General features: G+C 64.7%; 12 protein-coding genes. 2 read left to right on the top strand and 10 right to left on the bottom strand.

Features of this window, described 5'->3' with window-relative positions; translation table 11 throughout:
* Positions 1-209: 209 nt before the first annotated feature.
* From AC0L2J_RS33865 to dnaK, 8 genes are all read right to left on the bottom strand, one after another.
* Positions 210-833, bottom strand: coding sequence for a 2,3-bisphosphoglycerate-dependent phosphoglycerate mutase (locus tag AC0L2J_RS33865; protein WP_007604006.1), 624 nt, complete (start codon positions 831-833; stop codon positions 210-212).
* A 19-nt stretch (positions 834-852) separates the two neighbouring features.
* Positions 853-1,668 carry a 4-hydroxy-tetrahydrodipicolinate reductase gene (dapB, locus tag AC0L2J_RS33870; RefSeq protein ID WP_007604007.1) on the bottom strand — a complete coding sequence of 272 codons (816 nt, stop codon included), beginning with the start codon at positions 1,666-1,668 and terminating at the stop codon, positions 853-855.
* 263 nt (positions 1,669-1,931) lie between these two features.
* Positions 1,932-2,243 carry a DUF1330 domain-containing protein gene (locus tag AC0L2J_RS33875; RefSeq protein WP_063992215.1) on the bottom strand — a complete coding sequence of 104 codons (312 nt, stop codon included), beginning with the start codon at positions 2,241-2,243 and terminating at the stop codon, positions 1,932-1,934.
* 23 nt (positions 2,244-2,266) lie between these two features.
* Positions 2,267-2,977 carry an orotidine-5'-phosphate decarboxylase gene (pyrF, locus tag AC0L2J_RS33880; protein WP_063992216.1) on the bottom strand — a complete coding sequence of 237 codons (711 nt, stop codon included), beginning with the start codon at positions 2,975-2,977 and terminating at the stop codon, positions 2,267-2,269.
* Positions 2,978-2,983: 6 nt separating this feature from the next.
* Entirely contained in the window at positions 2,984-3,562 is a 579-nt protein-coding gene (locus AC0L2J_RS33885; RefSeq protein WP_007604013.1) for an NADPH-dependent FMN reductase, read from the bottom strand.
* A gap of 57 nt (positions 3,563-3,619) precedes the next feature.
* Entirely contained in the window at positions 3,620-4,219 is a 600-nt protein-coding gene (locus AC0L2J_RS33890; RefSeq protein ID WP_007598495.1) for a class I SAM-dependent methyltransferase, read from the bottom strand.
* A gap of 88 nt (positions 4,220-4,307) precedes the next feature.
* Complete coding sequence (gene dnaJ / locus AC0L2J_RS33895) at positions 4,308-5,441, bottom strand: molecular chaperone DnaJ (protein WP_007604022.1); 1,134 nt, start codon at positions 5,439-5,441, stop codon at positions 4,308-4,310.
* A gap of 275 nt (positions 5,442-5,716) precedes the next feature.
* Positions 5,717-7,618, bottom strand: a complete 1,902-nt coding sequence (gene dnaK / locus AC0L2J_RS33900; RefSeq protein ID WP_007604023.1) for a molecular chaperone DnaK — start codon at positions 7,616-7,618, stop codon at positions 5,717-5,719.
* A 395-nt stretch (positions 7,619-8,013) separates the two neighbouring features.
* Between dnaK and AC0L2J_RS33905 the strand changes: the two genes are divergently transcribed.
* Both AC0L2J_RS33905 and pncA read left to right on the top strand, forming a co-directional pair.
* On the top strand, positions 8,014-8,952 hold the full coding sequence (locus tag AC0L2J_RS33905) for a hypothetical protein (RefSeq protein WP_473395879.1): 939 nt from the start codon (positions 8,014-8,016) through the stop codon (positions 8,950-8,952).
* A 145-nt stretch (positions 8,953-9,097) separates the two neighbouring features.
* A complete protein-coding gene (gene pncA / locus AC0L2J_RS33910) occupies positions 9,098-9,820 on the top strand; it encodes a bifunctional nicotinamidase/pyrazinamidase (protein WP_088931292.1) in 723 nt (240 codons plus the stop codon).
* 136 nt (positions 9,821-9,956) lie between these two features.
* Here the strand turns inward: pncA and grpE are convergent, their stop codons facing one another.
* Both grpE and hrcA read right to left on the bottom strand, forming a co-directional pair.
* A complete protein-coding gene (gene grpE / locus AC0L2J_RS33915; RefSeq protein WP_007604026.1) occupies positions 9,957-10,574 on the bottom strand; it encodes a nucleotide exchange factor GrpE in 618 nt (205 codons plus the stop codon).
* A gap of 96 nt (positions 10,575-10,670) precedes the next feature.
* Positions 10,671-11,759 carry a heat-inducible transcriptional repressor HrcA gene (gene hrcA, locus AC0L2J_RS33920; RefSeq protein ID WP_007604027.1) on the bottom strand — a complete coding sequence of 363 codons (1,089 nt, stop codon included), beginning with the start codon at positions 11,757-11,759 and terminating at the stop codon, positions 10,671-10,673.
* Between the last annotated feature and the right edge of the window lie 123 nt (positions 11,760-11,882).

Raw genomic sequence — 11,882 nt, forward strand, 5'->3', positions numbered from 1 at the left:
GGCAGCTGGGGCTGCAGTAAAATTGTTGCTACGCGTAAACTGCGCCACTTAGTCGTCCTGGCGAAAGCCAGGACCCACTACCCCAGGAGGTGTTTTGGCGCCGACTGCCAACCACCAGTCATCGCATAGCCAACGACGGTGGTTATGGGTCCTGGCGTTCGCCAGGACGACGCCCATTGTTCGGCCGGCTCCATCGCGCGCGAACGTCTTTACCCCGCCAGATCCAGCTTCGATGCCACCGTCGAATCCGCGTTGAGGCGGTAGATGATCGGCACGCCGGTGGCGAGCTCGCGCTTCAAGATGCCTTCGGGGGAGAGCTTTTCCAGCACCATGATGAGTGCGCGCAGCGAATTGCCGTGAGCGGCAACCAAAGTACGCTTGCCGTTGAGCACGCCGGGCAGGATCTCCTGAACGTAATACGGCAGTGCGCGGGCCAGCGTGTCCTTCAGGCTTTCGCCGCCGGGCGGCGGCACGTCGTAGGAGCGGCGCCAGATCAGCACCTGGTCCTCGCCCCATTTCTTGCGGGCGTCGTCCTTGTTGAGGCCGGAGAGATCGCCATAGTCGCGCTCGTTCAACGCGAGGTTCTTTTCCGTCGGCAGGCCCTTCTGGCCGAGCTCGCCGAGAATGAGATCGAGCGTGTGCTGTGCGCGCGTCAACACCGAGGTGTAGGCGACGTCGAACACGAGGCCCTGCGCCTTCAGCTTGCGGCCGGCTTCGGTGGCCTCCTTTACGCCAAGCTCGGTAAGGTCAGGGTCCTTCCAGCCCGTGAACAGGTTCTTCAGATTCCATTCGCTCTGGCCGTGCCGCACCAGCACGAGAAGACGTTCGCTCATTGACTGCTTTCCGTTTGGTTTAGATGTCAGACAGGCCGAGCACGTCGGCCATGGAGTAGTGCCCCGGCTTCTTGCCATGCGCCCAGAGCGCGGCCTTCAGCGCGCCGTGGGCGAACAGCATGCGATCCTCCGCGTGATGCGACAGCGTCAGGCGCTCGAACGGGCCGAGGAAGCTCACGCTGTGATCGCCGGCCGCGGTGCCGCCGCGCAACGACGCAAAGCCGATGTCGCCAGGCTTGCGCGCGCCGGTGATGCCGTCGCGGCCGCGGTCTGCATGCTCGTCGAGCGCGATGCCGCGGCCGCTAGCTGCCGCCTGCCCCAGCATCAGCGCCGTACCCGAGGGCGCGTCGATCTTCATGCGGTGATGGGTCTCGACGATCTCGATGTCGAAGCTCTCGTCGAGCGCCTTGGCGACGCGCTTGACCACGGCGGCGAGCAGATTGACACCCAGGCTCATATTGCCGGACTGCACCACGACGGCGCGGTTGGTGACGCTCTTGATCACGGCGTTGTCGGAGCCCGACAGGCCCGTCGTTCCGACCACGTGCACGAGGCCGCGTTCGGCAGCGATCGCGACGTTGGCCAAGGTCGCCGCGGGCACGGTGAAATCCAGAATGCCGTCGGCGTCCTTTGACAATGCCCAGAGATCGCCGGAGAGTTTGATTCCGTTGGCCGGCAGGCCTGCGAGCACGCCGGCATCCTTGCCGAGCAGCTCCGAGCCCGGCGCCTCCAGCGCGCCGGCCAGCACCGCGCCTTTGGTCTCGGCAATCGCCCGCGTCAGCGCCCGGCCCATCCGGCCGCCGGCTCCAGCAACAATCAAGCGCATGTCGGACATGGTGTAATCCTCTCACGGCCGTTGTAGCGGGGGGAGGCAGTTCCGGCAACCGAGGGGGATTGGGGGCAGGCGGGCTTCCACCCTCCTCTGGAGCGCCGGTCGCTTGCGGCCATCCTTCGAGACGCTCGCCTACGGCGGGCCCTCAGGATGAGGTCGGAATCCGTGGCAACAAATTCGACGGGCGCCGATTCTGCTTAGCCTCATCCTGAGGAGACCGCGGAGCAGTCGTCTCGAAGGACGAGGCGCGCGCGCAGACCCCAGCCTCAGCCGTCTGACGGCTGCGGACCGTCATAGCCCTCGATGATGATGAGGTCGGCAACGGAGTGCGGCTGGCGCACCTTGATGTTGGCTTGGTATTCCGGCGAATTGTAGCAGGCAATCGCGGTCTCGTAGTCCGGGAATTCGATCACGACGTTGCGGGTGCGGCTACTGCCTTCGACGGTGGTGAACTTGCCGGCGCGGACGACGAAGCGGCCACCCCATTTCTTGAAGATCGGACCATTGGCGACGGCATAGGGCTTGTAGCCCTCGTCATTACTCACGTCGACGCGTCCGATCCAGTAGCCTTTTGCCATTGTTCTTCTCCCTGTGTTGTTGGTTAGCCGAGCGCTTGCGCGATCTCGGCCTGGATGGCCTCGGCGATCGCCTTGGGGTCCGCGGCTTCCACCACCGGTCGACCGACGACGAGATAGTCCGCGCCGGCCGCAATCGCGCGGCCCGGCGTCATGATGCGTTTCTGGTCGCCGCTCGCCGCGCCCGCCGGCCGGATGCCGGGGGTGACGAGGCTCATCTGGTGGCCGACGATCTTGCGCAAGGCTCCGACTTCCTCGGGCGACGATACCAGCCCGTCGATGCCGAGCACCTGCGCCTGCTGCGCGCGCGCTTCGACGAGCTCGGAGACGCCGAGCCGGAAGCCTGCCGCGTGCAGATCGTCCTCGTTGTAGGAGGTCAGAACAGTGACGGCGAGGATCTTCAGCTTCGAGCTCCCGCGACCTTCGACGGCACCCTTCATGGTCTGCGGATAAGCGTGCACGGTGAGGAAGGTCGCGCCGAGCCTGGTGATGCTGTCGACGCCTTGCGCCACGGTGTTGCCGATGTCGTGCAGCTTGAGATCGAGAAAGACCTTCTTGCCCTTGTCCGCGAGCTTGCCGACCAGCGGCAAGCCGCCGGCATAAGCAAGCCGATAGCCGATCTTGTAGAAGGTGACGCTGTCGCCGAGCCGGTTGACCATCGCTTCCGCGGCATCAACGCCGGGCAGATCGAGCGCGACGATCAGGCGGTCTTTCGGGGCAATCTCGGCTGGCGTCATGTCACCTCACATCATGCGTTGGGAAATGTCGATCAACTGCCGCACCAGTTCCTTCAACGCGGCGATATCGCCCTCGTGCTTCAGCCTGTCCATATCGTCATAGGCCTGGTCGGCAAAGGCGAGCGTGAGCTGGCTGGCAATCACATTGGCGTGGCAGGAGGTCAGGATCAGCCGCAACGCCTGCAGCGCGCGAGCCGCGCCAAGCCGGCTCTGCGAGGCGCCGGCGAGCGCGAAGACGCGGTTGCGGAACACCTCGCCGCGCGGCTCGTGCAGCTCATGCACGCGACTGACCCAGTCGATCGCGTTCTTCAGCAGCGGCGGCACCGAGGCGTTGTATTCGGGCGAGACGATCAGCACGCCATGATGCGCGCCGATCATGCGCTTGAGATTGATCGCGTGCTTGGGCACTCCGGACTTGGCCTGCAGGTCGCCGTCATAAATCGGCAGCGGAAAATCGGCGAGCGAGATCCGGGTGACGTCGACACCGGCCTGGTCGAATGCATAGGCGGCGACCGCTGCCAGCTTCGCATTGTGCGAGCCGGTGCGCAGGGAGCCGGGAATGATCAGGATTTTCGGTGCGGACATCCGCTTCCATGCGTTCGGCGAAACGAGCCCGCCACGCAAACAGGAATGCCGGCGGAATTAGTCCTTGCGATACACCCAGACGCGGGCCGGCGGAAGGTTCATCCAGATCCGTTCCGAGGCCTCTGTGGACACGCCGGGCAGCGATTTCGGTATCGGCGGCACCACCGCATAGGTGAACTGGACGAAGGGCGCACCGGGGGCCAGGGCCGTGAAGGCGTCGCGGATGAGCCGCAGCCGCGTGAGCATCGGTTTTGTGACCAGCGGCAGGCCCGAGACGACCGCGGAGGCCGGCGCGCTCAGCACGTTCCACAGCGTGTCGCGCAGACGATAGGCATCACCCTGCACCACCTTGGCCTGCGGATAGCGGTCGCGCAGCAGGGCGCAGAAGCCTGGATTGTATTCGACGAGGACGAGACGCTTCTGGTCGACGCCGCGCTCGACCAGGGCCGAGGTGATGGCGCCGGTGCCGGGCCCGAGCTCGACCACCGGTGCGTCCGAATTGACATCGACGTAATGGGCCATGGTCCGGGCCAGCAGCTTGCCCGACGGCATCACCGCGCCCATGTGGAGGGGCTTTTCGATCCATGACCGGAGAAAACGCACCTCGTCATCGAGACGGGGCTTCTTCAACGCACGCGCGGACGATGGCAATGGCATGTCGGGACCGGCCGGGACCGCGTGACCGCGGCGTGTCAGAAAATGGTCATAAAGACGTATAGGCCGAAGACGGCACGGTCAAGACGCGTCAACTCGCCCGATTACCGAAGAAATCCTTGACCTTGGTGAAGAAGCCCTCGGATTCCGGCTGGGTGTTTCCGGAGGAGAGCTTGTCGAACTCGGCCAACAATTCCTGCTGTTTTTTGGTGAGGTTCTGCGGGGTCTCGACCACGACCTGAACGTACATGTCGCCCATCTGGCGCGAGCGCAGCACCGGCATGCCTTTTGATGCGATGCGGAATCGGCGGCTGGACTGTGTCCCTGCGGGGACCTTCACCTTGGTCTTGCCCTTCTCGATGGTCGGGACCTCGAATTCGCCGCCAAGCGCCGCCGTCACCATCGAGATCGGCACACGACAATGCAGATCGGCGCCGTCGCGCTGGAAGAACTGGTGCTGGGCCAGCGACAGGAAGATGTAAAGGTCGCCGGGCGGGCCGCCGCGGACCCCGGCCTCGCCCTCGCCGGCGAGCCTGATCCTGGTGCCGTCCTCGACTCCAGGGGGAATGTTGACCGACAGATTCCGCTCGCGGGTGACGCGCCCCTGACCCGAGCAGGACGGGCAGGCGTCCTCGATCATTTGGCCGCGACCCTGGCAGCCCGGACAGGTGCGCTCCAGCGTGAAGAAGCCCTGCGACTGGCGTACGCGTCCGGCGCCGCCGCAGGTCGAGCAGGTCTTCGGCTTGGTGCCGGCCTTGGCCCCGATGCCCGAACAGGCCTCGCAAGTGACCGAGACCGGGATCTCGATCTGCGCGGTCTTGCCACCAAAAGCTTCCTCGAGCGTGATTTCCATGTTGTAGCGCAGGTCGGCGCCGCGCTCGCGGCCGCCGCGGCCGCCGCGCTGTCCGGCCATGCCGAACAAATCTTCGAAAATGTCGGAAAAGGAAGAGGCGAAGCCCGCGCCGAAACCGGCGCCGCCACCGCCGCCCTGCTCGAAGGCGGCATGGCCGTAACGGTCATAGGCGGCGCGCTTGTCCTTGTCTTTCAGGACCTCGTAGGCCTCGTTAATTTCCTTGAACTTGACTTCGCTGGTGTCGTCCCCGGGATTGCGGTCGGGGTGAAACTTCATCGCCAGCTTGCGGAACGACGATTTCAGGACGGAATCGTCGGCATCGCGTTCGACTTCGAGGGTTTCGTAGTAGCAGCGCTTGGTGGACGTGGACATGATGAGCTCGGTCTATCCGATCGCGATTCAAGTCGGAGCGAAGCAACGTCGCCATGCAGCGATATAGGCACCCTTCCGCCTCGCGGCAGAGGATTGCACGGCAGTATTCAGAATAACGGCTGGGAATTGATCGATCGTAACGGGGCCGGCTTTAACAGAGCCGATTTTAACAGAGCGTTGCCCCATCGAGCCCGACACGATGGCCTCCCCCGCGAGGGAGGAGGCCGTTGGCGCGTGTGGGGTCCAAGCCGTCCGCATCATCACCCTCGCAGGGTTCAGGCGGACTTCTTGTTGTTCTTGTCATCGTCGACTTCGGTAAATTCCGCGTCGACGACGTCGTCCTTGGCCGCATCCTTCTTGGCGTCGGCCTCGGCCTGCTGCTTGTACATGGCCTCGCCGAGCTTCATCGACGCCTGGGCCAGCGTTTGGGTCTTGGCCTTGATCGCTTCGGCATCGTCGCCCTTCAGCGCTTCCTTGAGGTCGCTAACGGCATCCTCGATGGCGCGGCGCTCGGTCTCTGCGACCTTCGAACCGTGCTCGGCCAGTGCCTTCTCGGTCGAATGCACCAGTCCGTCCGCGTCGTTCTTGGCGGTCACGGCCTCGCGGCGCTTCTTGTCCGCCTCGGCATTGGCCTCGGCGTCCTTGACCATCTTCTCGATGTCGGCTTCCGACAGACCGCCGGAGGCCTGGATGCGGATCTGCTGCTCCTTGGACGTGGCCTTGTCCTTGGCCGAGACGTTGACGATGCCGTTGGCGTCGATGTCGAAGGTCACCTCGATCTGCGGCATGCCGCGCGGAGCCGGGGGAATGCCCATCAGGTCGAACTGGCCGAGCATCTTGTTGTCGGCCGCCATTTCACGCTCGCCCTGGAAGACGCGGATGGTCACCGCGTTCTGGCTGTCCTCGGCGGTCGAGAACACCTGGCTCTTCTTGGTCGGGATCGTGGTGTTGCGGTCGATGATGCGGGTGAACACGCCGCCCAGCGTCTCGATGCCCAGCGACAGCGGGGTCACGTCGAGCAGCAGCACGTCCTTGACGTCGCCCTGAAGCACGCCGGCCTGGATCGCGGCGCCGATCGCCACGACTTCGTCTGGGTTGACGCCCTTGTGCGGCTCCTTGCCGAACAGCTGCTTCACGACTTCCTGGACCTTCGGCATGCGCGACATGCCGCCGACCAGCACCACTTCGCCGATCTCGGCGGCGGTGAGGCCGGCATCCTTCAGCGCCTTGCGGCAGGGCTCGACGGTCTTCTGAACGAGGTCATCGACCAGCGCCTCGAACTTGGCGCGGGTGAGCTTCATCGTCAGATGCTTCGGGCCGGTCTGGTCCGCGGTGATGAAGGGCAGGTTGATCTCGGTCTGCGTCGTCGACGACAGCTCGATCTTGGCCTTTTCAGCGGCTTCCTTCAGGCGCTGCAACGCGAGCTTGTCGTTGCGCAGGTTGATGCCCTGCTCCTTCTGGAATTCGTCGGCGAGATAGCCGACCAGGCGCATGTCGAAGTCTTCGCCGCCGAGGAAGGTGTCGCCGTTGGTCGACTTCACCTCGAACACGCCGTCGCCGATTTCGAGAATCGAGATATCGAACGTGCCGCCGCCGAGATCGTACACGGCGATCGTGCCGGCCTTGGTCTTGTCGAGGCCATAAGCGAGCGCGGCCGCGGTCGGCTCGTTGATGATGCGCAGCACTTCAAGGCCAGCGATCTTGCCGGCGTCCTTGGTCGCCTGGCGCTGGGCGTCGTTGAAGTAGGCGGGCACGGTGATGACGGCCTGGTCGACCTTCTGGCCCAGATGGGCTTCCGCGGTCTCCTTCATCTTCTGCAAGATGAACGCCGAGACCTGCGAGGGCGAGTAGGTCTGGCCGTCGGCCTCGACCCAGGCGTCGCCGTTGGAAGCCTTCACGATCTTGTACGGAACGAGCTTCTTGTCCTTCTCGACCATCGGGTCGTCGTAGCGGCGGCCGATCAGGCGCTTCACTGCGAAGAACGTGCGCTCGGGATTGGTGACGGCCTGGCGCTTGGCCGGTTGGCCGACGAGGCGCTCACCGTCGTCCGTCACGGCGACGATCGAAGGCGTCGTGCGCATGCCTTCGGAATTCTCGATGACTTTGGCGTTCTTGCCATCCATTACGGCGACGCACGAATTCGTGGTGCCGAGGTCGATCCCGATGACCTTTCCCATGGTCCTGTATCCTTGTTTTTGCGGCAGGCTGGCTGGGCCCAGAAGGCACCCGAACCGAAACCCCCTAAGATCAAACATTCGCGATATTGCGATGGTTGGGGGTCATATAGGAGGGGGGGAGGTGCCCGCAAGGACCGAACGCAAGTTTCGGCCGTGAAAACATTGGGTTTTGGAAGAACATATCCGGGCTGCACCGCCCTTGCGGGTGAGGAATTATTAACAGGTCCCGCGATCGGCCGGCATCCGCTACCGCATTCCGCCCCGCCCTGTTGCGGCGAGTCCAAACCCGCTAAAAGGCGGGCAGCCGGCCGGGCTCGTCATCGGGCTGCCTTGCGCGACAAAGCGGCCGGCTGGCCACCATCGAACGGCCTCAATGTGAACCAATCAGAGTGCCCATGAAGCTGATCCGCCCCCTCGCCGCGCTCGCCCTCCTCGTCGCCTCTGCGCTTCCGGCTCCGGCTGCCGACGCCGTTTTCCCACCCGGCTTGCGCCTCGGCATGGTGCCATTGGTCGGCCTCAGCACGGCCAAGACCTTTCCCGGCTTCGAGAGCGAGGACGGCAACGTCAAGGTGCTGATCACAGAGCTGCCGCCGGCGGCCTATGGCGAGGTCGTGAGCGCCTTCAACTCCAATCCGGCCGGCACCAACGGCGTCAAGCAGGACAAGATCGAGACGCCCGCGGGTCTTGCCTATTTCACCACGGAGAGCGGCAAGGCCGGCGAGACCCCGGTGCGGCGCTATTCGATGATCGTGCCGGGCGCCGGCTTCTCCGGCTATGTCGCGGTGCAGATTCCGGAGAATGCGATCAAGATCTACACCGACGAGGCGGTGCGGCAGATGTTCGCGAGCGTCGTCACCCGCAAGCAGGTCCCGGCCGACGAGCAGATCGCGCTGATGCCTTTCAAGATCACCGATCTCGCCGACTTCAAGGACGTTCGCACGCTGGCGCCGGGCTCGAGCATCATCCTGGCCGACGGCGACGAGAGCTCCGGCTATGAATCGAAGCCGTTCATCATCCTCGGCGTGATTGGCGCCACCCCGCAAGCCGCCGACGACCGCGCCCGCTTCGCCCAGGAGGCTGCGCTCCAGATTCCCGGCGTGCGGGAGTCGCGCGTCACCATGTCCGAGCCGATCCGCATCAGCGGCCAGCAGGGTTTCGAGACCCGGATCGACGGCATCAGCGGCAAGGACAAGACGCCGGTGACCGTGGTGCAGTGGATCCGCTTCAGCAGCGGCGCCTCGCTGCGCATCATCGCCAGCGCCCCGCGCGAGCAATGGCCGGCCGCCTTCCCCCGCTTCCGCGCGGTCCGCGACGGCATCCAGCCGAAGGGCTAGCCCGACATCCTTCGCCGGGACGACGCTGATAGACGGTCAGCAGCCCAACGACTCACCAAAGTCGGCTGCATTTTCGGGCTTCTGTTCGTATACGAACGGAACTAGGCTCCCCTTCCGTTGAGTTCATCCTGGAGGGAGGCGAATGATGCTGGATCGGCGACAAATCTTGGCGGCGCTCGGGACGAGCGCGCTCGTGGCGCTCGCGCCAACCGCAATTCTGGCAGCGGCATCGATCAAGCCGGACGATGCATCCGCGCTGCTCGTGATCGACGTGCAGAACTGCTTCCTGCCCGGCGGCAGTCTTGCCGTGAAGGAAGGCGAGCAGGTGGTGCCCGTCATCAACAAGATCTCGAAAGCGTTTTCGAACGTGGTGATGACGCAGGACTGGCACACGCAAGGCCATGTTTCCTTTGCGTCAGTCCACGCCGGCAAGAAGCCGTTCGAGACCGTCGATCTTCCCTACGGCAAGCAGGTGCTGTGGCCCGACCATTGCGTGCAGGGCACCGACGGCGCCGCGCTGTCGAAGGACCTTGCGATCCCGCACGCCGAGCTCATCATCCGCAAGGGTTTTCACAAGGACGTCGACAGCTATTCGGCCTTTCTCGAAGCCGACGGCAAGACCTCGACCGGCCTTGCCGGCTATCTAAAGGCGCGCAAGATCAAGCGCGTCTTCGTCGCGGGGCTGGCGACGGATTTCTGCGTCGCCTGGACCGCGCTGGACGCGCGCAAGGCGGGCTTCGAGGTCTATGTGGTGGAAGACGCCTGCCGCGGTATCGACAATCAGGGTTCGCTCGCAAAAGCCTGGGCCGACATGGCCAAGGCTGGCGTGAAGCGGATCCAGTCTGCGGATATCGCGGCGAGCGCGTAAGAGGCGCGATCGAACAGCAAGACCCCCGTCCTGAGGAGCGCGCTTCTTCGCGCGCGTCTCGAAGGATGAAGGCCTCGCTGCAGCAGCTGGGCCTACATGGTTCGAGACGGCGCTTGGCGCCTTCTCGCCATGAGGATCAGTTGGCCGCGCCGTTCGGCTCGTTGCTGTTGGCAGCGGGCGCGGCCTTGGCGCCGCCCTTGGCGACACCGACCAAGGCGGGACGCAGCACGCGCTCGCCGATGGTGTAGCCGGCCTGCATGACCTGCACGACGGTGCCCGCGGGTACCGATGCATCTGGCACCTCGAACATCGCCTGCTGGAAGTTCGGGTCGAACTTCTGGCCCAGAGGATCGAACTTCTTCACGCCGTGTTTTTCCAGCGCGCTGAGCAGCGAGCGCTCGGTCAACTCGACGCCCTCGATCAGCGAGGCGAGGCCTGCATCGGCCGTCGCACGGGCTTCGGCCGGAACGGCATCGAGAGCGCGCTGCAGGTTGTCGGCGATGTCGAGCACGTCGCGGGCAAAGCCCGTGACGCCGTAGAGCTTGGCGTCAGCGACCTCCTTGGCGGTGCGCTTGCGCAAATTCTCCATCTCGGCCAGCGTCCGCAGCATGCGATCGCGCGCCTCGGCGACTTCCTTCTGCAGAAGCTCGACCGAGCCCGGCTCGGGATCGTCGGGCATGATGTAGGGTTTTGACACCACGGGCTCGCCGGCCGCAGCACTCGTGTCTTCGGGTTGCCGGTCTCGATCGGTCATCGGCTCTCTTTTCGCATTCGTCTCAGGGGGTTTCTGGCCCGGATATCGTGCTTCGGGCGCCGAAAATCAAGCGCCCGTGATCGGGGGAGACGCCGGTCAGCCCCCCAGGAGCCGGCTGACGATGCGGGCAGCGTAGTCCACGGTCGGGATCACGCGGGCATAATTCAGCCGCGTCGGCCCGATCACGCCCAAAACGCCGACGATATGGCCGGCGGCATCCCGATAGGGCGAGATGATGGTGGACGAGCCCGACAGCGAGAACAGCTTGTTCTCACTGCCGATGAAGATCCGCACGCCTTCCGCGGTTTCGGCGCGGCCGAGCAGGTCGATCACGCCGCGCTTGGTCTCGAGATCGTCGAACAGCAGGCGAACGCGCTCGAGATCCTCCAGCGCATGCAAATCCTCGAGCAGATTGGCGTGGCCGCGGACGATGAGCTGCCGGTCCTCGTTCTCGCCGCCCGACCAGCTGGCGATGCCGGCCGAGATCACCTTGTGGGTCAGCTGATCGAGCTCGGTGCGCGCCTCTCCGAGCGCGGTCTCGAGCTCCAGCCGGGCCTCGGCCAGGGTCCGGCCCCGGATCCGCGCATTGAGGAAGTTGCCGGCTTCGGTCAACGCCGAAGATGGAACCCCCGGCGGCAGCGTCAACACGCGGTTTTCGACCTGCCCGTCCTCGCCGACCAGGATCACCAATGCCTTTTCCGGTTCCAACCGGACGAATTCGATATGTTTCAGCCGCGCATTGGATTTCGGCGTCAGCACGACGGCGGCCGCGCGGGTCAGGCCGGAAAGCCGCGTCAATGCTTCCTCAAGCGCGGCCTCGACCGATTGCGCATGGCCGACGGAGGTCAACTGGCTCTGGATCGCCTGCCGTTCACCGTCATTGAGGTCGCCGACCTGCATCAGGGCATCGACGAAGAAGCGCAGGCCGAGTTCCGTCGGCAGCCGGCCGGCGGAAGTGTGCGGCGCGTAGATCAGGCCGAGCTGTTCCAGGTCGGCCATGACGTTGCGGACCGAGGCGGGCGACAGCGGCATGGCGATCAGGCGCGAAATATTGCGCGAGCCCACCGGCTCCCCGGTCGCGAGATAGCTTTCGACGATTTGACGAAAGATGTCGCGGGAACGCTCGTTGAGCTGGGCGAGGCCCGCGCGCGGCGCGATCAGATGGATCGGATCGTGATGGGCCACAGACCGTAACTCCTCTAAGATACAGGTAATTTGTCTATCCCGGACGCTTCTGACAAGCGTGGCGTTGGCGGATTGAGAATCGGAGGTGAAGAAGGCCTCGATCTTCCCCCTTGCCGCCCACCC

The organism is Bradyrhizobium sp. MV1.5, assembly GCF_055807615.1.